At 67.3% G+C, this 25,434-nt stretch carries 25 protein-coding genes, 1 tRNA gene and 1 pseudogene; 10 read left to right on the top strand and 17 right to left on the bottom strand.

The window, feature by feature from the left end; genetic code table 11:
* Positions 1-21: 21 nt before the first annotated feature.
* From A5789_RS18110 to A5789_RS18090, 5 genes are all read left to right on the top strand, one after another.
* Positions 22-1,560 carry an arylsulfatase gene (locus A5789_RS18110; protein WP_030514261.1) on the top strand — a complete coding sequence of 513 codons (1,539 nt, stop codon included), beginning with the start codon at positions 22-24 and terminating at the stop codon, positions 1,558-1,560.
* Between the two features lie 2 nt (positions 1,561-1,562).
* Positions 1,563-2,501 (top strand): HAD family phosphatase, encoded by a 939-nt coding sequence (locus A5789_RS18105; RefSeq protein ID WP_064906778.1) that lies wholly within the window; start codon positions 1,563-1,565, stop codon positions 2,499-2,501.
* 63 nt (positions 2,502-2,564) lie between these two features.
* Complete coding sequence (locus tag A5789_RS18100; protein ID WP_064906786.1) at positions 2,565-3,437, top strand: formylglycine-generating enzyme family protein; 873 nt, start codon at positions 2,565-2,567, stop codon at positions 3,435-3,437.
* Positions 3,438-3,458: 21 nt separating this feature from the next.
* Positions 3,459-4,064, top strand: coding sequence for an alpha/beta family hydrolase (locus A5789_RS18095; protein ID WP_063011448.1), 606 nt, complete (start codon positions 3,459-3,461; stop codon positions 4,062-4,064).
* 123 nt (positions 4,065-4,187) lie between these two features.
* On the top strand, positions 4,188-4,619 hold the full coding sequence (locus tag A5789_RS18090) for a hypothetical protein (protein WP_064906779.1): 432 nt from the start codon (positions 4,188-4,190) through the stop codon (positions 4,617-4,619).
* 17 nt (positions 4,620-4,636) lie between these two features.
* On the opposite strand, the gene A5789_RS18085 is transcribed toward A5789_RS18090, so the two are convergent.
* From A5789_RS18085 to A5789_RS18070, 4 genes and pseudogenes are all read right to left on the bottom strand, one after another.
* A complete protein-coding gene (locus tag A5789_RS18085; RefSeq protein ID WP_064906780.1) occupies positions 4,637-5,338 on the bottom strand; it encodes a bifunctional 2-polyprenyl-6-hydroxyphenol methylase/3-demethylubiquinol 3-O-methyltransferase UbiG in 702 nt (233 codons plus the stop codon).
* A 76-nt stretch (positions 5,339-5,414) separates the two neighbouring features.
* Positions 5,415-6,487 (bottom strand): annotated as a pseudogene (locus A5789_RS18080) (DUF4185 domain-containing protein).
* A 183-nt stretch (positions 6,488-6,670) separates the two neighbouring features.
* Positions 6,671-7,414, bottom strand: coding sequence for a crotonase/enoyl-CoA hydratase family protein (locus A5789_RS18075; protein WP_030514268.1), 744 nt, complete (start codon positions 7,412-7,414; stop codon positions 6,671-6,673).
* A 36-nt stretch (positions 7,415-7,450) separates the two neighbouring features.
* Positions 7,451-8,236, bottom strand: a complete 786-nt coding sequence (locus A5789_RS18070; protein ID WP_064906781.1) for an alpha/beta fold hydrolase — start codon at positions 8,234-8,236, stop codon at positions 7,451-7,453.
* 250 nt (positions 8,237-8,486) lie between these two features.
* Between A5789_RS18070 and A5789_RS18065 the strand changes: the two genes are divergently transcribed.
* Complete coding sequence (locus tag A5789_RS18065; protein WP_030514270.1) at positions 8,487-8,819, top strand: hypothetical protein; 333 nt, start codon at positions 8,487-8,489, stop codon at positions 8,817-8,819.
* Between the two features lie 75 nt (positions 8,820-8,894).
* Positions 8,895-9,674: an enoyl-CoA hydratase-related protein gene (locus A5789_RS18060; RefSeq protein WP_063011395.1), complete on the top strand. Its 780-nt coding sequence runs from the start codon at positions 8,895-8,897 to the stop codon at positions 9,672-9,674.
* Between the two features lie 64 nt (positions 9,675-9,738).
* On the opposite strand, the gene A5789_RS18055 is transcribed toward A5789_RS18060, so the two are convergent.
* The 3 genes from A5789_RS18055 to A5789_RS38410 all read right to left on the bottom strand — a co-directional run bounded on the left by A5789_RS18055 (position 9,739) and on the right by A5789_RS38410 (position 10,811).
* The gene (locus A5789_RS18055) at positions 9,739-10,038 is read right to left on the bottom strand and encodes a hypothetical protein (RefSeq protein WP_030514272.1); all 300 of its coding nucleotides are present in this window, start codon (positions 10,036-10,038) and stop codon (positions 9,739-9,741) included.
* Between the two features lie 402 nt (positions 10,039-10,440).
* Positions 10,441-10,511, bottom strand: a tRNA-Gly gene (locus A5789_RS18050).
* 48 nt (positions 10,512-10,559) lie between these two features.
* On the bottom strand, positions 10,560-10,811 hold the full coding sequence (locus A5789_RS38410) for a transposase (RefSeq protein WP_064906782.1): 252 nt from the start codon (positions 10,809-10,811) through the stop codon (positions 10,560-10,562).
* A gap of 852 nt (positions 10,812-11,663) precedes the next feature.
* On the opposite strand from A5789_RS38410, the gene A5789_RS18040 reads away from it, so the two are divergent.
* Positions 11,664-11,897 (top strand): hypothetical protein, encoded by a 234-nt coding sequence (locus tag A5789_RS18040; protein WP_064906783.1) that lies wholly within the window; start codon positions 11,664-11,666, stop codon positions 11,895-11,897.
* Positions 11,898-12,157: 260 nt separating this feature from the next.
* Here A5789_RS18040 and A5789_RS18035 read toward each other — a convergent pair whose 3' ends face one another.
* The 7 genes from A5789_RS18035 to A5789_RS18005 form a co-directional block, all read right to left on the bottom strand.
* Positions 12,158-13,441 (bottom strand): cytochrome P450, encoded by a 1,284-nt coding sequence (locus tag A5789_RS18035; protein ID WP_082940785.1) that lies wholly within the window; start codon positions 13,439-13,441, stop codon positions 12,158-12,160.
* Positions 13,442-13,628: 187 nt separating this feature from the next.
* Positions 13,629-14,900 (bottom strand): cation:proton antiporter, encoded by a 1,272-nt coding sequence (locus A5789_RS18030; protein WP_063011393.1) that lies wholly within the window; start codon positions 14,898-14,900, stop codon positions 13,629-13,631.
* Positions 14,901-15,521, bottom strand: a complete 621-nt coding sequence (locus A5789_RS18025; protein WP_064906784.1) for a hypothetical protein — start codon at positions 15,519-15,521, stop codon at positions 14,901-14,903.
* 49 nt (positions 15,522-15,570) lie between these two features.
* Positions 15,571-17,067, bottom strand: a complete 1,497-nt coding sequence (locus A5789_RS18020; RefSeq protein ID WP_063011391.1) for an NAD(P)/FAD-dependent oxidoreductase — start codon at positions 17,065-17,067, stop codon at positions 15,571-15,573.
* 614 nt (positions 17,068-17,681) lie between these two features.
* Positions 17,682-18,746, bottom strand: coding sequence for a hypothetical protein (locus tag A5789_RS18015; RefSeq protein WP_063011389.1), 1,065 nt, complete (start codon positions 18,744-18,746; stop codon positions 17,682-17,684).
* Positions 18,747-18,942: 196 nt separating this feature from the next.
* Complete coding sequence (locus tag A5789_RS18010; protein WP_064906785.1) at positions 18,943-19,335, bottom strand: rhodanese-like domain-containing protein; 393 nt, start codon at positions 19,333-19,335, stop codon at positions 18,943-18,945.
* A gap of 44 nt (positions 19,336-19,379) precedes the next feature.
* Entirely contained in the window at positions 19,380-19,904 is a 525-nt protein-coding gene (locus A5789_RS18005) for a cysteine dioxygenase family protein (RefSeq protein ID WP_064906788.1), read from the bottom strand.
* Between the two features lie 344 nt (positions 19,905-20,248).
* Here A5789_RS18005 and A5789_RS18000 point away from each other — a divergent pair, with 344 nt between their 5' ends.
* On the top strand, positions 20,249-20,701 hold the full coding sequence (locus tag A5789_RS18000; protein WP_064907125.1) for a DUF6325 family protein: 453 nt from the start codon (positions 20,249-20,251) through the stop codon (positions 20,699-20,701).
* Positions 20,702-20,709: 8 nt separating this feature from the next.
* Here A5789_RS18000 and A5789_RS17995 read toward each other — a convergent pair whose 3' ends face one another.
* Complete coding sequence (locus A5789_RS17995) at positions 20,710-21,963, bottom strand: hypothetical protein (protein WP_369817607.1); 1,254 nt, start codon at positions 21,961-21,963, stop codon at positions 20,710-20,712.
* A 121-nt stretch (positions 21,964-22,084) separates the two neighbouring features.
* Here A5789_RS17995 and A5789_RS17990 point away from each other — a divergent pair, with 121 nt between their 5' ends.
* Positions 22,085-22,963, top strand: a complete 879-nt coding sequence (locus A5789_RS17990) for a TIGR03854 family LLM class F420-dependent oxidoreductase (RefSeq protein WP_064907134.1) — start codon at positions 22,085-22,087, stop codon at positions 22,961-22,963.
* Positions 22,964-22,972: 9 nt separating this feature from the next.
* On the opposite strand, the gene A5789_RS17985 is transcribed toward A5789_RS17990, so the two are convergent.
* Positions 22,973-23,917: a zinc-binding dehydrogenase gene (locus tag A5789_RS17985; RefSeq protein WP_063011440.1), complete on the bottom strand. Its 945-nt coding sequence runs from the start codon at positions 23,915-23,917 to the stop codon at positions 22,973-22,975.
* Positions 23,918-23,939: 22 nt separating this feature from the next.
* Positions 23,940-25,400, bottom strand: a complete 1,461-nt coding sequence (locus A5789_RS17980; RefSeq protein WP_155525849.1) for an NAD-dependent succinate-semialdehyde dehydrogenase — start codon at positions 25,398-25,400, stop codon at positions 23,940-23,942.
* Positions 25,401-25,434: the final 34 nt, after the last annotated feature.

Raw genomic sequence — 25,434 nt, 5'->3', positions numbered from 1 at the left:
CCTGCGCCGAAGGAGGCCGCTGTGCCGGATTCGAAGCCGAACATCCTGGTCATCTGGGGTGACGACATCGGTATCACCAATCTCAGCTGCTACAGCGACGGCCTGATGGGCTATCGCACGCCCAATATCGACCGGCTCGCCGAGGAAGGCATGCGGTTCACCGACTCCTACGGCGAACAGAGCTGTACGGCCGGGCGGGCCTCCTTCATCACCGGGCAGAGCGTCTACCGCACCGGGATGAGCAAGGTCGGAGTGCCCGGCGCGGGCATCGGTCTGTCTCCCGAGGATCCGACCATCGCCGAACTGCTGAAACCGCTCGGTTACGCGACCGGGCAGTTCGGCAAGAATCACCTCGGCGACCTCAACAAATTCCTGCCGACGGTGCGCGGGTTCGACGAGTTCTTCGGCAACCTCTACCACCTGAACGCGGAGGAGGAACCCGAGCTGCCGGACTATCCGCACAAGGACGCCTACCCGCGGCTGTACGACCTGCAACGCCCGCGCGGGGTGCTGCACTCGTGGGCGACCGACGAGGACGACCCCACCGAGGACCCGCGCTTCGGGCGCGTCGGCAAACAACGCATCGAGGACACCGGGCCGCTGACCAAGAAGCGGATGGAGACGATCGACGAGGATGTGGCCGAGGCCTGCGTCGATTTCCTCACCCGTCAGCAGCGGGCGGGCACGCCGTTCTTCGTCTGGCTGAACTTCACGCACATGCATCTGCGCACGCACACCAAGCTGGAAAGTGTGGGGCAGGCGGGATTCTGGCAGTCGCCGTACCACGACACGATGATCGACCACGACCGCAATGTGGGCCGCGTGCTCGATGCCCTCGACGAACTCGGCCTGGCCGACAACACGATCGTCATCTACAGCACCGACAACGGCCCGCACGCCAACACCTGGCCCGACGGCGCGACCACCCCGTTCCGCAGCGAGAAGGACACCAACTGGGAGGGTGCGTTCCGGGTGCCGCAGGTGATCCGCTGGCCGGGCCACATCGCCGCCCGCTCCATCTCCAACGACATAGTGCAGCACCATGATTGGCTGCCGACGTTGCTCGCCGCGGCCGGCGAACCCGATATCGTCGACAAGCTGGAACAGGGACATGCGGTGGGGGACAAGACTTTCAAGGTCCACATCGACGGCTACAACCTGTTGCCCTACCTCACCGGCGAGGTCGAACACAGCCCGCGGCGCGGCATGGTCTATTTCTCCGACGACTGCGATGTGCTCGGAATCCGGTTCGAGAATTGGAAGATCGTGTTCATGGAGCAGCGCAAACAGGGCACGCTCGGAATCTGGGCCGAACCCTTCACCCCGCTGCGGGTGCCGAAACTGTTCAATCTGCGCACCGACCCGTTCGAGCGAGCCGACGTCACCTCCAATACCTATTGGGACTGGTTCCTCGACCACGACTACATCGCCTTCTACGGGACGGCCATCGCGACGGCGTTCCTCGACACGTTCAAGGAATTTCCGCCGCGTCAGGAACCGGCCACCTTCACCATCAACCAGGCGGTCGCCAAACTGCACGACTTCCTCGCCCGGGACTGACCATGGCGGTGTCGCTGGAATCATGGAACGACGGTGAAACCATTTCTGCCATCGTCGATTTCGTCGCTCGCGTCACCGATCGGGACGGGCCCGATTATGTCGAACCGTCCGCGCGGATAGCGGTATTCGACAACGACGGCACCCTGTGGTGTGAGAAGCCGATGCCGATTCAGCTCGACTTCACCATCCGGCGACTGGCCGAAATGGCCGAGCAGGAACCGCGATTGCGCACGCAACAGCCGTGGCGCGCGGCCTACGAGCAGGACCTGCAGTGGCTCGGCACGGCGATGGTCAAGCACTACCACGGTGACGACACCGATCTGAAGTTGTTGATGGGCGCGGTAACTCGCGCGTTCGGTGAGATCAGCGTCGAGGATTACGACGCGCGGGTGGCGGCATTCTTCTCCCACGCCGACCACCCGACCCTCGGCCGCCCGTATCACGGCTGCGGTTTCGCTCCGATGGTCGAACTGCTGTGGTATCTGCGCGACAGCGAATTCACCACCTACATCGCCTCCGGTGGTGATCGGGATTTCATGCGCCCGGTCGCGGGGGATCTCTACGGGGTGCCGCCGGAGCGGGTGATCGGCAGTGCGCTCGGGTTGACCTATCGGGAACGGGAAGGCCGCAGCGACCTGCTCTACAAATCCGCGATGGATTTCTTCGACGACGGGCCGGAGAAACCGGTCCGAATCTGGAGCCGGATCGGCCGCCGTCCCATCCTGTCGGTCGGCAATTCCAACGGCGATCTGCCCATGCTGTCGTTCTCCGAACTCGCGGGCGCGCCGTCGTTGCGCATGCTGATCCTGCACGACGACGCGGACCGGGAATTCGACTACGTCGCCGGCGCCGAGAATGCGCTCGAGCACGCGCGTCGCAACGACTGGACGGTGGTCAGCATGAAGAATGACTGGGCGCAGATCTTCACACCCGATTCGTAGGAACGGCCCGTGAATATTTCGATCGCCACCGACGTGCGGCAGATACCCGCACAGACCTTCACGATGGGTTCGGACCGCCACTATCCGGAGGAACGGCCCGCCCATCGAGTGGCCGTGGATGCCTTCGCCATCGAAACTCGGCAGGTCACCAACAGCCAGTACGAACGGTTCGTCGCCGACACCGGGTACCGCACCGTCGCCGAGCGCCCGCTCGATCCCGCCGACTTTCCGGGAGCACCGGTCGAGAATCTGCAACCCGGCTCGATGGTGTTCACCCGGACGGCCGGCCCGGTCGACCTGCGGCATCTGAACCTGTGGTGGCGCTGGACGCCCGGCGCCTCGTGGCGGCATCCCGAGGGGCCCGGGTCGTCGATCGCCGACCGGCCCGATCATCCGGTAGTGCATATCGCGTACGAGGACGCCGCCGCCTACGCGACATGGATGGGCCGGGCGCTGCCGACCGAGGCGCAGTGGGAGGCCGCGGCCCGCGGCGGGGTGGAGGGTGCCGAATTCACCTGGGGCGAGGAGGGAGAATCCGGAGACCGGCGCCTCGCGAACTACTGGCACGGCGACTTCCCGTGGCGTCCCGACCGCGGTTACGGACACACGACTGCCGTCGGTTCCTATCCGCCCAACGACTACGGCCTGTCCGATATGGCCGGCAACGTGTGGGAATGGACCGGCGACTGGTACGCCGAGCGCCATCCGGGCGGCGGCGGATGCTGCGTCCCGCGTAATCCGCGCGGTGGGGATCAGGAGCGGAGTTTCGACCCGCGTCAGCCGCAGTTCCGGGTGCCGCGCAAGGTGATCAAGGGCGGTTCGTTTCTCTGCGCCGACAGCTACTGCCGCCGGTACCGGCCCGCCGCGCGTCGCCCGCAGATGGTCGACACCGGGATGAGTCATATCGGCTTCCGGTGCGTGGCAGGCCCCCGCTGAGCGGGGATTACCGTGGACACCGTGCGCATCGAGACAGCTGCGGGGGACGCCGAGGTGGAGATCGACCGGGAGGCCGGCGACCGGTTTCTGCTGCTGCTCACCCACGGTTCCGGCGGCGGGGTGGAGGCCGGGGATCTGCTGGCGGTCCGCGATCGCGCGGTGGCGCTGGGCGGGGTGGTCGCGCGGGTGATTCAGCCGTACCGGGTCGCCGGTCGGCGGGCACCCGGTTCGGCGACGGTGCAGGATGCGGCGTGGTTGGAGATCGTCTCGGCCCTGCGCGAGCAGGCGCCCGGGATACCGCTGATCCAGGGCGGGCGCAGCAACGGCGCCCGGGTCGCCTGCCGGACCGCCGTCGAAGCCGACGCCAAAGGCATACTGGCGCTGTCGTTTCCGCTGCACCCGCCAGGTAAGCCGGAGAAGACGCGGCGAGAGGAGCTGCTGGCGGCGTCCGCGCACACCGATGTGGTGGTGATCAACGGTGAACGCGATCCCTTCGGAATTCCGGACTCCGCCGATGCGGCCGAGGTGAAAGTGATTCCGGGCCAGGCCCATTCGTTTCGCAGTGGCTTCGATCTCATCGCCGGGACGGTGGAGCCGTGGCTGCGACGCTGGGCGGACATGGATTGATCGGTGCGAAAAGGCCTGTGGATCATCGAATCTCAGGTTCCATCTCCGGGAATACCCCGATGCCGGGCCGCCGTTGCCGAGGTAATTTCGGCTGTGGTCGGGATTTCGAGAGGAGACAGATCCATGATCGCAGGCCCGATTCGCGCCGCTCGTCGTCCCGCGGCCGGTGTCGCACTGGCTGTCCTCGCAGCGGCCGGTATCGCCGTCGCCGGAGCGGGTGCCGCGCAGGCGAGCGTTCCGTGTGGCGCCGCCCCGCCGTGCAGCGCCGACGGCTTCGGCTCCGACGGGTTCAACGCCCAGGGTGTCGACCGATTCGGGCGCGACCGCTCGGGCTTCGACCGGTCCGGATACGACCGGTTCGGCCGTGACCGCTCGGGCTTCGACCGGTCCGGATACGACTCGCTCGGTTACGACCGCTTCGGTTACGACCGGTTCGGCCGGGACCGATTCGGCCGTGACCGATTCGGCCGCGACCGATTCGGTGACGATCGGACGGATCCGCCCGCACAGTCCCACGGACCGGCGCCGCTACCCACCGGCAGCGCCGGACTGTGAGGCGTCGCCACCCCGGATCACGCGTCCGGGGTGGCCGTCGCTTGCTCTTCCAGATCGGGCACGATCGCGGTGGCCACCACGAGGGCGTCGATGGCGTCGCGTCCCTCGGTCTCGCGCAGCACCCGCTGCGCCGTGTCGATCCGAATATGTTTTGCCGCAGCGAGATCCGCCACCACGTCGTAGGGAGTGAACAGGATCGCCGGATCCTGCGGCCCGCCGTAACCGTCGGCGATATTGGTGGTGTCGTGGCCGAGGACGAGGAGGGTGCCGCCCGGGCTCAGCCGCTCGGCCGCCGCGAGCAACAGGCTGCGCCGCTGGTCGGCGGGCAGATGAATGTAGACGGCGAGAATCAGTTCGAACGGGCCGTCGATCCCCGCACCGGCCAGATCGGTGACGTCCGCGCATTCCCAATCGATCCTGCTGCGCACCGAACGTGAAAGCCGCGAGGCGACCGTGCGGCCCTTGTCGATGCCCACCTGGGAGAAGTCGACCGCTCGCACCTGCCAGCCGTGCGTGGCCAGCCAGAGCGCGTGCCGTCCCTCCCCGCACGCCAGGTCCAGGGCACGCGGCAGTTCGGGTGGCGCTTCACCGGGCACATCGGGCACCAGCCGAATGCGCCGCTCCAAACCGAAGATGTGTTCCACCACCGTCGCGTTCGGCGGTGCACCCCACACCAACTCGCTCTGCGCGTAGCGCTCGTCCCACTCGGCGGCGTCCATGGGGCGAGTCTAGCCAGCTACAGCGCGACGCCCGGCCGAGTGAAACGGGGGCCGGGCGCCGGGTATCCGAGGCGACCTACAGCGTCGTGCGCATGAGAACGACGTTGTACTGACTGTGCACCGTGGTGAGGAAATACAGATCGCGCCCGGTCTGGTACGGGAAGATCGAGGGGGCGTAGGCGGTGGGCAATTCACGTGTATCGATCAGCACCTCCGGCGGACTCCACGGCCCCTCCGGGGAAGACGCCCGGCGCATCACCACCGAATTCCACGGACGGTGGTCAGCATGACGAATTGCCCGAGGTAGTCGTTCCACATCACCGACATCTCGCCGACCCCGCCGGTGATCGGGCGGGCGGCGTTCACATCGTTCTTACGCCACGCCCCGCCGTCCCAGTACTCGTATTCGGCGAGATTCTGGATGTCGTTCTCCCGCACGCGCGCGACGTAGGCGAAGTGATTGCGGCCCGACGGCGTGCCGTATTCGTACACCCAGCCGCCGCTCTTCACGAAGGCGTTCATCTGGAAGTTGGCATTGCCGCCCTCGTCGGGCCGGCGGGTGAAATCGAGGTCGGCCCATGTTTCCCCGTTGTCGGCGGAGGCGGCCAGACCCGAGAAGTTGGTGGTCCACTGGCCGACGTCGTCCCAGCTCTTCACCGACATCAGGCTCATGTACTGCACGCCGTTCACCGAGATTCCCGCGGTCGGGATGCGGCTGATCTCGATGAACGGAATCTTGGGACTGGGGATCAGATCCCGCGCCTGGCCGAACACGTCGCGCACGGCGCTGTCGAAATAGATGCCGTCCGAAGGATCCTGGGTGTGACTGCGCACCAGGATATTGCTGCGCCACGCCCAGAAACTGCCGGCCAGCAGATTCGGCAGCCCCACGCCGGCGGTATCGCCGAAGGCGGTGAGCATCTCGCCGCGGCCGTTGTCCCACATGATTCCCAGGTCGGTGCCGAGGACGTTGTAGTTCTCGGTGGCGTTCGGGCTGGCCATTCCGGTGACCTGGAATATCGCTCGCGAACGCCCGACCAGATTCGGTAATCCGGTGGTGCCGTTGAGAACCGGAATCGGATTGATGGCATTCGGGTTGGCGGCCGCCGGCGCGGTCACGGTCAGAAGGACGGCCGAGGCGCCCGCTATCGCGGACAGCAGGACGGATACGGTCTTGGACAAATGCAGCCCTTCCCGTTCTCGCCGATGCGCCCCCGTTCACCGGCTTCGCTGGCAAAGTGTGAAAATGCTAACAGCGAATCGCGGGTAAATGGGTTTCCTTCTCGCGTTTTCGGGTAACTCCCGGATCGGCGGTGTGTCCCTTTGTCGAATCTACCGACGGCCGAGCGCTTGCCGGACCAGGAGTGGTATCTGCGTCGCCCGTTCGATTCCCAGCGTGCGGCGGGTGCCCGCGTGCCAGGTGCGCTCGAACAATTGTTTGGCGGCGGCGACGGCGGGTGCCGGGCGGGCCGCGATGCGATCGGCCAATTTCTCGGCTTCGGCGCGCGGATCCTCGCTCACCTCGGTGATCAGTCCGATTCGTGCGGCATAGGCGGCGTCGACGGGATCGGCGGTCATGGTCAGCAGGAGGGCCTTGTCCGCGCCGATCAGGCGCGACAGCGTGACCGCGCCCGACATATCCGGAACGAGGCCGTGCGCGACTTCCATCACGGCGAAATCGGAATCCGGTGTGGCGAAACGGAAATCGGCGGCCAGGGCCAATTGCAGTCCGCCGCCGAAACAATGGCCGTGCACCGCCGCGATCACCGGCTGCGGCAGCCGCCGCCACGCCCAGCACGCCTCCTGAAAAGCATTCGTGCCCAGCCACGGCAGGGGCAGGAAATTGCGCACGATACTCAACGGGTCGCCGGTTGCCTTCGCGATATCGAGGCCACTGGAGAAACTGGGCCCGTTGCCGGCGAGGATCACGGCGCGAATCTCGTCGCGCTTTCCGATCACCCGCGCCACCCGGACAAGATCGTTCAACATGTCGATGGTGAGCCCGTTGTGTTTGTCGGGCCGGTCGAGTTCGACGTAGGCACGATCACCGTCGAAGGTCAGGGATACGTCGCTCATCGCTCACTCCGTGCTGATCGGGGTCGGCCCCCGCGGTTACCCGCCGGTAGGCACCTGCTCGAGGATTATCTTCGTGCAACCGGCCGGGTCGTCGTAGAACGGGGTGTGGCCGCTGCCCGCCAGGGTGATGTGCCGGGCCTGGGGAAGCCATTGCCGCGCCCGCCGGCTCTGGGTCCGATAGGTGAGCAGGATGTCGCGGTTGCCCCAGGCGATCGTGACCGGGATGCGAGCCAGGCGGCCGCCGTCGCGCAGCCGCGCCTGGTCGAAAGAGGCCAGGGCCGAACGGAATCCGGGGGCATCGAGAACGCCGTCCACGGTCTCGACCGCGGTCCGGGTGTCCAGCGCCCACGGCCGGCCGAAGACGATGCTCAGGAAGGCGGTCCGCCCGGCCGGTGTGCCGAGGATGGCGGGCAGTTGTGTGCGCAGTCCCCGGCCCAGGGTGGCCGCGCGGCCCAGCGCCTGCTGACACCAGATGCGCCCGGCATCGGACCAGAACCCGATCGGTGAATACGCGGTCACCGAACTCGCCACACCGCGCGCGCCGAGGTTCAGCGCGATCAGACCGCCCATCGAATTGCCGGCGAGGTGGGGTCGTTCCAGGCCCTGTTCGGTGAGGAACGCGTGCAGAGCGTCGGTGAGGGTGTCCACCGTGGTGTGCGGTAGCGGGTCGGACCCGCCGAAACCGGGAAGGTCGACCGCGATCACGTCGAAGTGGGCCGCCAGCGTGTCGATGACCGGTTCCCACACCTGCCAGCGACTGCCGACGCCGTGGATCAGGACCAGCGGTTCACCGGTGCCGACCCGGTGATGGTTCAACATCATTTCGAAACTCCCGCACCGAGATCGGACGCCGACGAGGAACGGGGACACCCTAGCAATCATTGGCGTTACGCCAACAGAGGTCGCCGTAACCGCGGCCGAAGGATCGGTGAGCGGCGCCGTTGTGAACGCTCCGTGTTCGCAGGACTCGGACTGTTGCCCGGCCGCCTGATGCGGCAGTATCACCTGCGCGGTTCGTGTCCGGTTCCACCGGAACGCGCCATAGCTGATACGCCTGAGAATTGAGGAACAGTTGAGGATTTCGCTGATCGCCGCCGTCTGCATCGCCCTGCCGCTTCTGGGTGCGTGCGGTTCCGACAAGGATTCGGAGCCGACCATCACCCAGGCCGACCTGTCGAAATCTCTGCAGTCCAGCGGCCTCAAGGATGCGAAACTCGCCGATTGCGCCGCCAAACTCTATGTGGACGAAGGCATTTCGCAGGACGGCCTGCGCAAGATGACCAAGCCCGGCAGCAATGCCCAGGTGACCGACGGCTCGATGGGTGGCCTGAGCAAGGAGGACTCCGACAAGGCGCGTGCGGCGACCCAGAAGATCGCCACGACCTGCGTCGCGGCCCCGCAGTAGATCCACGGCACGCTCACCGGGCGCTCGACCGGTTCGCAGGCCCCCACCGCGGCCGGACCGATCTACCGTGGGGATATGGCTACAGCGGAGTACCAGCACCTGCTCGTCGAGCGCAACGGTGAGACCGTTCGGATCACCATGAACAGGCCGGACCGGCGCAATGCGCTTTCGGCCGATCATCTCGGGGAGCTGCTGTCCGCGTTTCGCTGGGCCGGCGGCAGCGATGCGAGCGGGATCGTTCTGGCCGCGAACGGTCCCGTCTTCTCCGCCGGGCACGATTTCGCCGATGTCGCCGCCCGTGACCTGCTCGGCGTGCGCGATCTGCTGACCTTGTGCACCGAGGTCATGTCGACCATCGAATCCGTGCCCCAGGTCGTTGTCGCGCGCGTTCACGGCCTCGCCACGGCAGCCGGATGCCAGCTGGTCGCCTCCTGCGATCTGGCCGTCGCCGCCGAATCGGCCGGCTTCGCCCTCCCGGGCGGCAAGGGCGGCTGGTTCTGCCACACTCCGGCCGTTCCCGTGGCGAGGGCGATCGGCCGCAAACGCCTGATGGAACTCGCCCTCACCGGCGACCCGATCGATGCCCACACCGCCGCCGACTGGGGGCTGATCAACCGAGCCGTCCCCGACGCCGATCTCGACCGGGCGGTCGCCGAGCTGCTCACCAGGGCGACCCGGGGCAGCCGGGCCAGTAAGGCGCTGGGCAAGCGCACGCTGTACGCCCAGCTGGACCGCCCGGAGGACGACGCCTACGCGATCGCGCTCGAGGTCATGGCCGCCGCATCCCAGCTGCCGGGCGCCCGCGAGGGTATGGATGCCTTTCTGAACAAGCGCACGCCGATCTGGCCGGACTAGCTCGGTCCGGCAGTCGGGCGGGGGAGGGCGCCGATTCGGCCGCGGAAGCCGAATCGGCGTCGGCCTAGCGCCCCGCGGTGTTCGGGTCCTGCTGGGCGAGCACGAAGGTGCCCTGCCCGTCCGGGCCCAGCCCGGTGTCGAGGATCTTGTCGTCGAGGAAGTCGACGACCTGCTCGTCGAGGAAGACGCGCGGGCCTTCCGCGTTGAGCACCTGGTCCTGCTCCGACGGCCCCGCGGCTACTGCGAGTTGCAGCGTCTCGGCGCCGTCGTTCGAGGAGATGCGCAATCCGGCATCGTCGGGCATTCCGTCCGCGGAGGTGATGGTGCGAACGGCCTCGATGGCAGTGGGCGTGAGCATGAGCATCTGTCCGGTTTCCTTCCGCCGTCGTCACAGGTCTCGGTCGGTGCGACAGTCACGTGCCGTGGACCGGCCGATCAACCCGGCCGGCAGTCGTCCACGGCACCCGGCACCTCCGGAGGGGTAGCCACGATTCGCCCCGCCTAACCCCTCCGCCGGAATCGACCCGTTACGAGCCTTCGTTTCGGTCTCCGCGGTGGGTGGTACCCGGCGTTCACCGCCGCCGTGCGGTGGATCGAGTTGGCGTTCGGTATCAACCTCGGCGTCAGCTGACGACCCCGGACGAGGGACATCGGCCGCCGGTTGTTCGCCGGTGACCGATGTTTATGGGCGACAAAGGATTTCGTTCGTGAGCCCGCAGGCGGTATCGCGCAGCCGAAGGACGGTATCGAGGGGGGAGGGAAAGAGAGCCGGTGACGGGAATCGAACCCGCACTCTCAGCTTGGGAAGCTGATGTTCTACCACTAAACTACACCGGCCGGTGCCATCTGGGCGTGCAGAGAACATAGCAGAGTGCCCGGCCGCGATCACAACTTCCCTGATAAATCGAACTGACCAGCACAGTCGAACGCGACGGTACCCGCTGCCCGCGGCGTCTCGCGGCGGACCGCTCGGTCGACGTTCAGCGATAGCGGCAGCATCCGCCACGCACACCCATCGGCCGGTACGAACACCACCGCGGTGAACACGGCCCGCTCGTTGGTCGGCGCGGTGCCGCCGCCTTGCGTGACGCCCGCGCCGGGTCCGAGTACCGGCAGCGCGAATCCGGACTGCTTCATTCGAATCCTCCTGCACGGTGAAGTGCCCGGCGTCTGCTGACCGAACCGGATCCAGAACGCGGGTGACTCGTTCAACCCACCTGACGGCACACCGATCCGACTGTGACGCAGGTCGTTTGGTTGCGTTAACGGAGAGAGGCCGACCGCTCGATACGTCATCAAGGTCATCTCCTTGACCGGATCCCACGTGAGAAAACGGGCTGAAATGTTTCGAGTACATCGCGCGGTCGTCCCTGCTGCGCTCTTGACCGGTGCCGTTCTGGTGTCTATCGCTCCCGCGCAGGCCGAGACACCGATCGGACCCCAGGCGAGCGAGACGCAGGTCAACGCAAACAGCGGAATTGCCAGTGGCTCGGCCGATCTGAACAACCTTGCCTGCGGAACGATCTGGCGGCCTGTCTGCTTTCCCGACGGGCTTCCGCACTGACCAGGCTGGCCGCTCCAGGAAATGATTGCCACGGAAAGGATTCGGCTTTGCCGGCAGGCACCGACAAGAATCGCCAGGGCTCGTCCGGCCGGCCAAGTCCGAAAACGTGGCAGGTTCGTCCACTCCAAAGGGGCGTTGGGGCAGGCCCGGGAGCCGTCTCGCGTCGATTGCAGGTGGAGCCGTGATGCCTCTCGCAGCCTGCGGCACGGCGGTGAACAACTCGCCGAGCCCGAGTGGGCCCGTCGACAAGCTGGGTTGCTACACCAGAACGCCGGCCGCTTTCGGCAGCATCGTGCTCACCGTGCGCAATGCACACGTCCAGACCGGCGAAGGCGAACCCTGCGCCGAAGCGAACCGTCTGGGAGCAGCCCTTCTCAGGTCACTCCCTTGACCCCGCATCAACCGACATTCGAACGAAGGATCCCATGATTACTCGAAAGACGATGCTGGCAGTGACGGCAGGCATCCTCCTCACCACCCCGATGACAGCCGCCGCCGGGGCAACACAGCCCGAGGTCGCCGCCCCGTCGGTTGCCGGCGCACAGGACATCGCAATCAGCACCGGGTCGGGCGCCGCGGACGTGTTGATCAACGGCCTGATAGCCGCGATCTTCGGCCCCGACGATCCGTCCACGTGCAAATTCCCCTACTGCTTCTGAGTTGTCCCGTCACACGCGACATTCCAATGTCGCCGCTCCGGTTGCGGATCACCGTACCCACAGGTGAGATCCACGGCTCTTACCATCGGGAGTGATTGCGCCTCAGTGGATCTCGGCGATGAGCTTGCGTAGTGACTACCCAGACTCATCGCACTCCTCCGACTGATCGCGGGACTTGTCGGTGCCCCGTCGCTTCTCGGAACCCCGGCCCCGACCCGGCGACCGTCGCGGCGGTCGCCCGGGCCGGGCGATGAGGGTGGCTACATCACGGGCAGGGGCGGCGATTTGGGGAAGACGACCGGCAACGAGGTCAGGGCCCGGTGGAACGGGCCGGGCCGCCATTCCAGTTGTGCGGCCGGGACGGCCAACTGAATTTCCGGCAGCGCGTCGAAGAGCTGGTCGATGGCGTTCTGGACCGTCAGGTAGGCCACCGATTTGGCGGGGCAGCTGTGCGGGCCGGTGCTCCAGGCCAGATGCGAACGGTTGCCGATACTGCTCGAGGCTTCGCCGCGGATCTTCGGATCGTTGTTGCACGCCGCGAGGCTGATCAGGACCGGCTGATCGGCGGGCAGCCACACACCGTCGATCATGATCGGCTGCCGTGGATAGGTGGTGCAGAAGTTGGCCATCGGCGGGTCGTTGAACAGGATTTCGTCGAGGGCGTCGGTGGTGGACAGGTTGCGGCCGAGGATGTCGCCGAACCGGAATCGCTCATCGGTGAGGATGAGCATCAGCGCGTTGTTGATGAGATTGCGCTGGGCCTCGAAGCCGGCGCCGTAGAAGGACATCAGCTGGGCGAACACCTCGACGTCGTTGAGGCCGTTCGGGTGATGGGCCAGGTGCGAGGTGACGTCGTCGCCCGGCTGCTCGCGCCGGAACGCGATCAGTTCCATCAGCGCTTCCTTGAGCATGTCCATGCCCTGTTGACCTCTGACGGTGTCGAACCGGGCGGCCATGCCGTTGGCGACGCGGGTCCCGATGTCGGCCGGGCAGCCGACCATCCGGTTGAGGACCTCGAGGACCAGCGGGAACGAGTACTGCATGACGAGATCGGCGGATCCCTGCTCACAGAAGGAGTTGACCAGCGGAACGGCAACCCTTTCCACGATCGCGGGCACGCTGTGGAGGTCGATGTGGTCGATCGCGGCGACCGACGGAGCGCGGTAACGGGCATGCGGCGCACCGGTGTTGTACCGGGCCGCCGGATACCACTCCATCATCGGGCGCACCGGTGAATCCTGCGGAATGGTTTTCTGCCAGGTGCGCGGATCGGAGGGAAAGTGGTCCGGATCGTTGAGGATGCGAACCGCGACGGCGTAGTCGATGACCAGGGTGGCAGGCACACCGGGGGCGAGCTCGACGGGAACGAGGGAGGGGTACTGCTGTCGCATCTCTCGATAGGCGGCATGTGGATCGGCGACGAATTCGGCTGTGTACATCGGGAATCGGTCGTCGTCGGCATCGAAGGGCGAGCCGTGCTGGACGGGACATATTCCGGTCGCCGTGATGTAGGGCTCGGGAAGGGGTGACTGTGGTGTGGTCAAAGACGGGACTCCAGACGGGTGGAACAGGAATTCGACGACAGCTCGGCGGGCGCGGCACATGTCGCGCTCACGGTGCCTGGCGGTTCGCCCACGCAAGCAACATAGCAGCGACGCGGCGACGGTGTCTGCGAACGTGGGAGTAGGGTGCCGCCACCCGCATCCGGAGTCGATCGGATGTGCTTGTGGGTCAGAGCTTTCCGCTCATATCGGGCGACGCGGCCGCGGCCACGGCGCCCGCGTCCGGATCGCGCTCCGAGTCCGGTGTGTGCGGCGGACGGGACGGCCGGTCGCCGCGAGATATGCCGAGCAGACGGAGCATCGGCGCCGTCGACGCGGTGGTCACCAGGGCCATTATCACCAGCAGTGAATACAACTGGGTGCCGATGAGGCCGGTGGTCAGGCCCACGTTCAGAATCACCAGCTCGGTCAGACCTCGGGTGTTGAGCAGCGCTGCCACCGCGGCGGCCGCTCGCGACTGCATCCCGGTCAACCGCCCTGCGAGATAGACGCTGCCGACTTTGCCCACCACCGCGACCCCGATGACCGCGATCAGTTCGCCGATCGATGTCGCGTCGACCGAGCCGAGATCCACGGCCAGCCCGGCGATCACGAAGAAGCCGGGCATCAGCAGGATGCACAGGATTCGCACACCGGCCTCGACCGTCCGGCGGCGTTCGCGCGGGAATATGACACCGAAGGCGAAAGCGCCGAAGATCAGATGCAATCCGATCCATTCGGTGATCGCGGCGAGCCCGAGCGCCCCACCCACGCCGAGCACGATCATCGTCTGCTGGGTGCCGGATTCCGAGATCCGGGCCAGCAACGGTCGGATGAACCACCACAGCAGACCGACCAGCGGTAGGAGCAGAACGAGCCGCCACTGGACACCACCGGGGTGCGCGAGGGCGAGGACGACGGCGAGGACCGACCACGCCACGACGTCGACCAGCGCCGCGCAGGCCAGACTGAGCTGTCCGATCTCGGTGCGAACGAGATTGCGGTCGTGCAGGATTCGGGCCAGTACCGGAAAAGCGGTCACGGCCATCGCGCAGCCGACGAACAGCGCGAAGTGCAACCGATTCCCGGTGGTGTGACGTGCCAGGACGGTGATCGCGACCGCGCTGCCCAGTGCGAAGGGAATCGCGTAGGCCGCCGCGGAAACCGCGGGGATCGAGCGCCGGGCGCCGCGGAATATCTCCCGATCGAGTTCCAGTCCGGCGACGAACATGAACACTGCCACACCGATATTGGCGAGCAGCGTCAGATACGAGCGTCCGGCTTCGGGAAACAGGGTGGCGGACAGGTGGTGTCCGATGACGGTGGGACCGGCCAGGATCCCGGCGGCGATCTCACCGATGACCGGTGGCTGCCCGATCTTTTCGGCCAGCCATCCGAGCAGGTGCGCGGCCGCCATGATGAGAACCAAGTCGAGTAGGACCGTGATGGTGGGAGCAGGCACTCAGTTCTCCTCGAAAACATCATCCGGCAGAGCCGGTTCCGGCAGCGGACCCGTCGTGTGTGCGGGCGGGACGACCGCGGGATGGAAGACTTCGCGGATGTAGCACACGGGGCGGCGGCCGAGCGTCATGATGTACGCCCTGGACGCACTGGGCCGGCCGTCCGGCCACCGCCTGATGCCCGCCCAGAGCAGGCGGCGGTGCTGGGGTAGGCCGCGGGTGAGCAAGCCGTGGCCGATCGGCATCCGGACATCGTCGATGCCGCTGGCGGCCGCCGATTGTGGCACGGCCACTACGTAATTGAGCGAGACGGTCGCCAGCGCGGGGGTGACCAGGCGGGAGCGCCGGACCAGCGCGCCGTCGGCATCCTGCAGCCGGAGTTCGTCGACGATGAATGTGGGCAATGTTCGGGGCGGAACCTGCTGCTGGCGCAGGACGTGCACGCTCAGCGTCGTCCCGAGGATATGTTCGAGCGCCGTGGTCGTGAAGCCGGTGCCCGACAGCAGGGTTCGGGTCGTGGGGTGGTGGAATCGCTCGATCTGCGTGGCCGGGTTCGTCCGGGGACCCGGCCCGCTGGGCGTGGGTTCGCTCAGCGGGCCTGGGACGGATCCTGTGACGGTCACTGTCGACTCCACGTCTCGGTTCGCACCGGGAGTCCTGGTGACGTCACCGCTAGAGAGCGGCGCCGGCACCCTTGCGGGGCGGTTGGACCGGGAGAGTCATAGCCTCGCGCTCGGCGTCGGAGCGCGGGCGGGTGGTCAGGCCGAACACCGGTTCCGTGGTGATGCGAATCTCGCCCATCGTGGTGTCGGACAGCGGATCGCGCCAGTGGTCCCAGACCGGCGACATATCCAGGCCGCCCATGTACTTGATGTTGACCCCGTCGGTCTCCGGGGCGGTGTGCAGACGCTCCGCCTCGGCGACGATGACCTCGGTGCCGGTGCGGTCCTGATCGCCCGTGGTCTCGCTGACATCGGTCAGGCCGGCCATGATCCGGGTGAACGACTGCTCGGGCGAATCGCCGTCGTGGACGTCGGTGAGCTTGTGCGCGTGCGCGAAGTATTCCTCGGAGCCGATGTAGTGCTCGTACATCCGTGAGACCAGCGAGAGGAACCGGGTGTAGCCGCGGCGGTAGGTGTACTCGTAGTACGCCAGCGCATCGGTTTCGGACATCTCACCGCGCAGTGTGGTAGCGATCGCCGCCGCGGACACGAGCCCGGAATAGGTCGCCAGGTGAACTCCGGTGGACAGCAACGGATCCAGGAAGCAGGCCGCGTCGCCGACGAGGACGTAGCCGGGTCCGCAGAACCGGTCGGCGACGTAGGAGTAGTCCTGTTCGGCCCGTACGTCGGCGATCTGCTCGGCGCCCTCGAGCATCTCGCACATCGGCTTGCTCTCCCGGATGGTCTCCAGGTAGTACGACTGGCGCGAATCGTGCGCGCGCAGCTTTTCCGCGGCCAGCCGCGCCGAGACCACATAACCGACGCTGGTACGGCCGTCGGCGAGCGGAATGTTCCAGAACCAGCCGCCCTCCTGGGTCGACACCACGTTGATCGCGCCCTCCGGGCTGTCCGGGTGCAGGTGTGCGCCCTTCCAGTAGGACCAGATCGCCACGTTGCGGAAGGCCGGATGTTGGCGACGCATGCCGAAGTGCTTGGCCAGCAACCCGTCTCGGCCGGTGGCGTCGACGAGGAAATCGAACTCGGCGGTGTGGACGGTGTCGTCGCCGGCCTTGACCCACTCTGCCGCGGTCGGACGCTCACCGTCGAACAGGATGTTCTTGACGGTCGCCTGTTCGATGACCTCCGCGCCCTGGTCGGCGGCATTGCGCAGCAGGAGATCGTCGAAGGTGGCCCGGTCGACCTGCCAGGACCATGCCTCGGCATCGACGAGCTTGGACCAGTCCAGCAGCCAGGTGTCGTTCTGCCATTGGAAGTAGCCGCCGCGTTTGATCTGGAAGCCGTGCGCGGCGACCCTGTCGTAGGCGCCGGAAACCCGCAGCGTGGACAGGCACGAGGCCAGCAGTGATTCTCCGATGTGATAGCGCGGGAACGTATCCCGCTCCAGGAGGGTCACCTGCACTCCGGACCGTGCGAGCAGTGCGGCTGCGGTCGACCCCGCGGGGCCGCCGCCTACCACCAGAACGCGCGGAATTTCGTTGTTCCCCATAGCAACTCCCTGGAACTGCGTACGAACGGACGGTGCGCCTGATCGGCTGCCGGACCGAGTCCGGATGGCATGCCCTACGACAAACTCCGAAACCTCCGTAGCCGCTTGTTAACTCGAACTCGGCGCACGGGGAATCAGTTTAGCAGTAGTACTTGAATCATCAAGGGAAACAGTAAGTTTCGATGCAAGTTCATACAGACAGAGCGTAGCTAGAAGATAGCTGCTATAGGTACGAAAATGCCGCTGTCTGTGATGCGCGGCTAGGGTCACGACAGGGGACGCGACGTTGCGTTACGTGAGTGCCGTTTTCGGCGAGCAAAGCCATAGAGACGGTGACGACGGACCGATGCGGGTTCGCAGTCCCGGTTGGTCACGCCCGGCATCACCCCACTTCCACCGACTCAATCAGAGTAAGGCCTTTGTTCGGTTCCCGCGTGGCATCCGCCGGATTCCGACGGCTCCTTCGGGGTATGCCCTGGTCGCCGGGCATGTGCGGGAGAATCCTTGGGGCCGAACGATATTGCGGCACACCGGCGATGCGACGGGCGTCCACGCGAGGCCGCGGTGCCGGCGTCAGGGCCCTGACGCAGGCACCGCGACTCGTGCCGTGGGCGCTATCCGGTGGTCGTCTCCGCGGTCAGTGCCGCGGTCGTCTCGGCAGCCCGCTGGGCGTCCGCAACACTGCAGCGGCCGAGACCGCACGCGGTCGCGACACCGAACGCGGTACGACCGGCCGCCTGCTCGAACAGTCGCAGGGCGTGTGCGCTGTCTTCGGCGGAATCCGGTGACACCACCCCCGCGATGACGTTCCAGTCCGGGTCCAGCCGGCGCAGGGGCGCGTAGAACGCGGCGTCCTGGGGCGCGGGTTCGGCACCGAACGCACACGGAATGTGCACTGCCGGAAGGGGAGTGCCGTCTGCGCGCAGCCGGCGTGCGGTGTGCTTCAGCAGGGTGACCGCGGGCGCCAGCGACCGCGGGCTGAGCAGCGCCTTGTGCTGGTAATCGCCGTAGCACAGGTGGACCACGGCCTGTGCCCCGATCTCGTGTATGCCGGTGAGTACCCCGGCCAGCTGGCGGGCCAGCAGCGGCGCCGCCGCCCATTTCGCGCCCAGCTGGTCGGCCTTGACCATGCCCAGCAGCGCGAACGGTGATTCGACCTGCCAGACCACGCGATCGCCGTAGCGCGCGTTCACCTCCGCGATCTCTTGCAGTGCGGCCTCGGTGAAGACCGGCAGATGCCGCAGCGCGGCCACGATGAGATCGGAGCGGCGCAGTGCCGGGCCGAGCGGGAAGCCGTTCGACACCGCCGCACCGGCGAAGACGAACATCGCAAGATCCAGCGGATTGGGTTGGCTCAGTTGCAATCTCGTCCCGTCCAGCTCGGGCCGCGCGGCACGCACCTCGTCGAAGGCGGCTACCACGGCACCGATGCGGTCGAGCCGGTCCATCGCCACGTGCCGCGGTTCCAGCTTCGCCCCCGGTCGGAGGCCGTAGCTCGGGAAATCGCTGTAGTCGGAGTAATCGCCGGTGCGGACGACATCGAAGACGTCCTCGTGCTCTCTGCGCCGGCGGAGGTAGTCGAGGATCCAGTCCGGATCCAGGTCACACGGCAGTCCGGTCACGGGATGGCCCGCACTGCGGTCTGCGAACCACTGCAGCACCGCAGCATCCCCGGTCATCAACTCGGCTGGAACACTTCCGACATAATGCGCACACCTGGTCATCGCACTCCTCGTAATTCCGTTTGCCCCTCTACATTCTCAGCCAGATCGTTTGCAGGTGAAAGAATTCCGGGAACCGGGAGGTAGACGCGGCGCTGCGGACGTGTGGTTGTCGTGGCAACCGTGCGGGCGAGGCGGGTGGCGGTCGGTGGTGCTACGGAACGGCGGGTGTGCCGCCGGGAGCCACGGGCAGGCCGGCCGCCTTCCACGCCCGGAACCCGCCGACCAGATCGGTGGCGCGAGCCAGTCCGAGACGCTGTGCCTCGGCGGCGGCCAGGCTGGAGGCGTAGCCCTCGTTGCAGACGATGATCACCTCGGTGTCGGGCGTCAGATCCGGGAGCCGATGCGAACCCCCGGGGTCGAGCCGCCATTCCAGCACGATCCGTTCGACGACGACCGCGCCGGGTATCTCGCCCTCGGCGAGGCGGTCGGCGTGCGGGCGGATATCGACCACGAGCGCGCCCTCGGCCAACCGGTGCGCGGCGGTGACGGGCTCGACGCGGTTCAATCCGGCGCGTGCCTGTGTGAGCAGATCCTCGGCGCTCATACCGTCACTCCTCGGCGATCGGGCGATGGGGGCTACCGGCATGGTCACACACCGGTGAAATCCCGCAGCGACCGGTATTCGCGGACCGGTCGCAGCGGTGGCGAGTAGGCGTGCACCGTGGTGGCCGGCCGGACGCTGCGGTTGTGCAGCTGGTGGGCGCGTTCGGGCCCGAACGCGATCGTGTCGCCGGCGCGGCGCCCGGCCGAGCGTACCGGGCCGGTGGGGTAGCGGTAGTCCTCGTCCAGTTCGCCGATCGAGACGGTGAACGACCCCGACGCGCCCCCGTGGTCGTGCGGTTCGGTGCCCTGCCCGGGCGCCCACGACAGCAGCCACAGTTCCACGCCCATCGTCAGCGCGAGCCGGGTCCACCAGCGCCGCGAGGTGTCGAACCGCACGATATCCAGCAGCGGTGTCGCCAGTTCGCTCGCCACCACCGCGGTGAGCTCGTGTAGTTCGGCCGGTGTCCACAGCGTGCGCTCGGCCACCACGGCGTCGCGGAGCAGCGGCACGTCGACGCCCGGATGTATGTCTTCGGCGTGCTCGAGTCGCACAGGCACGGACGTCGTCACCACTACCCCTTCCACACTACGGTCACGCGAATTCTTCGCCGCCACACGCGGTTTGCCACCATCCAGACTCACCGTGAGCGAAATTCCGCGGTGTCGCCGAGCCGGGTGAACGGGCGGCGTCCGCCCGGCGGATTCACCGGGCGGACTTGCGATTCGGGACGTGGATGAGACACCGTGTCCGACCGGCTTGCGTGCAGGAATAGATTCCGGTTTATCCGCGAGCGGCGCGGCTTCGAATCATTAGGTGTCATGCCGGTGGCCGATGTGCTCGTCGTTTACCGCGTGGCGTCAGCTGCTGTCTCGCCGAATCACGCCGGTGATCCGGCCAGGGATGAGGTGCTCGGATGACCAGTGCTGCCGGTATAGATGAGATGGGTCCGATCGACTATCTCGTCATCGAGTTCCCCGCGGGCCGCCCCCCGGACGGTTCGGCCCTGCCGGTGCTGCGCGATCTGGTCGGCCGGGGCATCATCCGCGTGCTGAATCTGGCGTTCCTCCGGAAAGAGGGCGACGGGTCGCTGACCGGCATCGATATCGCCGATATCGGGCTCGAGTGCGAAGCGAGCGTGGCCTTGTTCGCCGAGGAGACGACGGGCGTACTCGACGACGGTGATCTGCGGGAGGCGGGCGCCGCCCTGCACCCCGGGCGTTCGGCCGCCGTTCTGATCTACGAAAACACCTGGGCCGCACCACTGTCGGTGGCTCTGCGGCGTAACGGCGCCGAAACCGTCGCCGTCGGCCGCATCCCGGTCGAGGCGATCCTGACCACCTTGGACAGCCTCGACGACAAGAACTGACCGGCGATTCAGCGGCCCGCTCCGAAGCATCCGGCCGCTCCCGTGGCGGCGAATACGGCGGTGGTGCAGTAGGTGGCCACCGGGTAATAGGGGCCCATCGTGGTGGCCGGATCGCCGCCGCGATCCTGCGAAGCCTGGATCGACTGCGGGTAGAAGCTCTCGCTCGGCAGCATGTTCCGCAGGAAGAGAACCTTCTTCGCCACCTGCGTGCTGCCCCAGGGCAGCACGGTGACACTCGAATCCATCTGTGCCGGTAGGTCTTCCGGCGCCGCGACGACGTAGGTGTAGTAGCCGTCGGCGTCGAGCCGGGTCTGGAAGTCGGCCGCGCAGGCCACGACCGGATAGGGCGTCACCAGGTCGTTCTGGCACATCGACCAATATCGGACCTGCTGAGCCGGGTCGGTCGGAGGCTGTCCGGCTCGCGAATCCGGAAAATTCGGCGCCTTACCGCGCACCACGACCAGGCGGCCCGGCTGATAGGTGAGTCCCGCCCCGAGGTATTTGTTGTCGCCGTTCGGGAACAGCCCCGAGGTGCTCGCCGGATTCACGAACGTGGCCTCGGGCACGTTGCCCGGGAACGCGCCCGCCGCCGCCCCGGCGATGACCTGGTCGAATCCGGCGGTCGCGGCCTGGGCGAGGGGGCCGGGATAGGCGCTGGGGTCGAAGACCCGGCTGCACGGTTGCCTGGTGACGGTCGCGCCGGCGACGGTCAGCGTCGCATCGGGCAGTGGTACCCCACCGCCGGCCGAAGTCGGGTCGGTCGGCACATAGACCCGGATGATCAGGAATCCGATGGGCGCGTTCTGCGCGGCGGGCAACGCCCGAATTTCGTTGCGGCCGTGGTCTGCTGCTCCGGTGACCAGTCGAGCGTGCCAGCGCCGCTGCGTTTCCGGCGCTGCCGTCGGTGCGGCGAACGGATTGGCACTGCCCGGATCGGGGGCAATCTGGTTGTCCCGCAACGTATCCACGGTATCGAAGCTCGTGCCGTAGGTATTGAGCGAGAAGTAGCGCGCGGCGGGGTAGCTGCCCGACAATTCGATGGAGTCGCCCGGACCGAGCGCATACGGCAGCACCCAGTACGTGGCGTTGGCATCCGGGAACGCCACATTGAGCACCGTGCTGTTCGACATGAACCGCCAGGCGCACAGCGGTGAATCGGGCGCGGCCTGCGCACCGGCCGACGGCGCCGACCAGACCCCGGCCCATACCGCGAGGAGCACGCCCAGCATGCGGGCACAGCGCGACCGCGACGAAGTCCTCATCCGACCGACTGTGCCGTCGCGCAGGGCACAACCGGATCACCCGCCGCGGGTGAAGGCGCCGGACTCGGCCGAAATATCGATCCCGACGCGGCTGTTGTGCAGGCTTGTGAGCAATGGCGAGGTGAAGATCCGGTTCGGGGTGGGTACGGGTTCGGCGGCCGATCCGGCAGATCTGGCGGCGCTGGTGGATCGGCTCGAGGCCGCGCGGGTCGATTCGCTGTGGTTCTCCGAACTGGTCTTCGCACCGGCCGTGGATCCGACGGTGGGGATGGCGTTCGCGCTGGCCCGCACCAGCCGTCTGAAAGTCGGCACCTCGGTCGCGATTCTGCCGGGGCGCCATCCTGTGCTGGTCGCCAAACAGCTGGCGTCCTTGGCGGCCTTGGCTCCGAAGCGGGTGCTGCCGGTATTCGGACTGCGACCGGCGGGGCCCGGCGAACAGGACCTGTTTCCGGTGCCGGGACCGCGCGGCGCGGTCTTCGACGAATCGCTGCGCCTGCTGCGGGCGGTGCTGCGCGCCGACGATGTCGATTTCGACGGCGACTACTTCACCGTTCGCGGGGCGACGGTGGGCAAGCGGCCGGCCCGCCCGCTCGACATCTGGCTCGGTGGTCGCGCAGCGGGCGCCTTCCGCCGCATCGGCCGATACGGCGACGGCTGGCTCGGGAGTTTCGTGACCCCGGCCGAGGCGGCGGCCGGGGTGTCGGCGATCAACGCGGCGGCCGCCGCGGCGGGCCGGGAGATCGAAGCCGATCACTTCGGCATCACGCTGTTGCTCGCGGAGAACGGCATCCCCGCCCAGCTGGCGGCACGGATCGGCGCGCAGCGAGCGGGTGCCGATCCGAACGACGTGATCGCCGGGAGCTGGACGGACCTGCACCGGCTGGTGGACGGGTACCTCGCGGCCGGTCTGAGCAAATTCGTCGTGGTGCCGGCCGACGGCGCGATATCGGCGGAATTCGTGGACCGGTTCGTCACCGAACTGCTGCCGCGGCAGAACTGAGGCGGGGTATCAGGGCACGTCGATGACGAGCTTGCCCGCGTTGTGCCCCTCGTCCAGCCGTTCGTGGATCGCGACGATGTCGTCGAGCGGCATGGTCTTCGCGATCCGCGGATGGACGAGTCCGCGCTCGAACAGCGGGGTCATCTCGGTGAGCCGGCGGCGTTCGCGGCTGAGGAAGATGCCGTAGAGCGTCTGGTTGCGCTGGTAGAGATCGTCGAGCCGGCCCTCCGGTCCGAGGATGGTGGCGATGCGTCCGCCGTCACGAGTGGCCGCGCAGCTCCGGCCGACATTCTCACCGCCTACGGTGTCGAGCACCGCGTCGACGCCGGTGCCGTCGGTGTGCGTGCGGGCCACCTCGACGAAGTCCTCGCTCTTGTAGTCGATCGGGGTCGCGCCGAGATCCCGCAGCAGCTGCTGATGGTCCGCCCCGGCGGTGGCCAGCACCGAGGCGCCGGCCGCGCGGGCGAACTGCACCGCGAACGTGCCGACACCGCCGGATCCACCGTGTACCAGCACGGTCTGTCCCGGCCGCACGGCGAGCCGGCGCACGATCGCCTCCCACGCGGTTCCGCCGGCCAGCGGAATCGCGGCGGCCTCCGCGAACGACAGACTCGTGGGTTTCGGCGCGACGATCGAGGCGGCCGCCACGTGGTACTGGGCATAGGCGCCCCCACCCGAGGCCAGTTCCGAGGTGTAGTACACGGCATCGCCGACCGCCACGTCGGTGACACCGTCACCGACCTGTTCCACCTCTCCGGCGACATCGCTGCCGATCACGGCGGGCAGCGCCAAGTTCGGATTCGCCAGTCCCCGGCGGATGATTCCGTCCACCGGGTTCGCGCTCGACGCCCGGACTCGCACCAGCACCTCACCCGGGCCGGGACGTGGCGTATCGACGTCTCGAACCGTGAGTGCTTCCGGACCACCGAATTCCCGCAGCACCGCTGCACGCATGCGCATCTCCTCCTTCGAACGGTCAGCCCGCGACACCGGCGGATGCGGTCTTGCGGGGCAGCGAGCGAATCAGCTTGCGATTGGCGAAACCGAACATGCCGAGTTCGGACAGTTCGCGACCGAAACCGGACTGCTTCACCCCGCCGAAGGGCAGATCGGCCTGCGAGGAGGTCGGGTGGTTGATCCACACCATGCCGCTGTCGATCTGCTCGGCCACCGCCCGCGCGCGGTCCGGGTCGCTGCTGTACACCGTGGCGCCGAGTCCGAACTTCGAGGTGTTCGCCAACTCGATCGCCTCGCGTTCGTCGCCGACGCGGTACACCACCGCGACCGGCCCGAACAGCTCCTCGGAATAGGCGCGCATCTCGGGGGTGACGTCGGTCAGCACCGTCGCGTCGACGAACGCGTCGCGGCGTCCGGGCGCCGGTACGTCGGGGCGGCCGCCACCGGTGACCACCGTGGCGCCCTTCTCGCGGGCATCTCGAACCTGTTCCAGCAGGTCGTCGGCGGCCTTCGGGGAGGAGAGCGGTCCGAGTGTGGTCTCCGGATCCGACGGGTCGCCGGGGCGCAGTGCGCCGAACCGCGCGGCCAGACCGGCCACGAAGCGGTCGCACAGTTCGTCCGGGACGATGAAACGTTTTGCGGCGACACAACTTTGACCGGTGTTCGCCAGCCGGCCGGTGGTCGCCGCATCGATCGTGTCGTCCAGATCGTCGGCGTCGAGCACGATGAAGGGGTCGCTGCCGCCGAGTTCCAGCACGCATTTCTTCACGTGCCGCCCGGCGATCTCGGCCACCGACGCACCGGCGGCGTCGCTGCCGGTGAGGGATACGCCCTGGACAGCGGGGTGCGCCAGGACGTGCTCGACGTCCGAGATCCGCAGGAAGACGTTGGTGTACACCCCTTCGGGCGCGCCGGCGTCGGTGAAGATCTTCTGCAGTTCGAGCGCGGTGAGCGCGCAGATCTTGGCGTGCTTGAGCAGAATCGTGTTGCCCAGCACCAGATTCGGCGCCGCGAACCGCACCACCTGATAGAGCGGGAAGTTCCACGGCTCGATGCCGAGCAGCACCCCCAGTGGTGCGTTGACGACCTGAGCTTCACCCTCCTCGGCCGGCAGCGCGGTGGGCTCCAGAATGCGCGGGCCGTTCTCGCCGTAGTACTGCAGGATGCTCGCCGCGAGGTCGACTTCGAACTCGCTCTCGGAGATGCGTTTGCCCATTTCGCGGGTGATGAGCCGGGCGAGGTCGTCCTTGCGTTCGCGCATCAGATCGGCTGCGGCGGACACCACCCGCGCACGCTGCTCGACCGGCGTGGCACGCCACGACCGACAGGCGTCGTCCGCACGTTCGAGCAGGGCATCGAGTTGTTCGGTCGCCAGATAGGGCAGTTCGGCGAGGGTTTCGCCGGTATAGGCGTCGACCGTCTCGAACGGTTCGGCGTCGGGACCCGAGGCGCTCATCGGCTGGATGTTGGTCGATGTCATCGGTCACCACTCCTCGTACGACGGAATCCGACTC

The organism is Nocardia sp. 852002-51101_SCH5132738, assembly GCF_001665695.1.
GTDB lineage: Bacteria > Actinomycetota > Actinomycetes > Mycobacteriales > Mycobacteriaceae > Nocardia > Nocardia nova.
The sequence above is the reverse complement of the archived record's forward strand: the minus strand, read 5'-3'. Positions and strand labels throughout refer to the sequence as shown.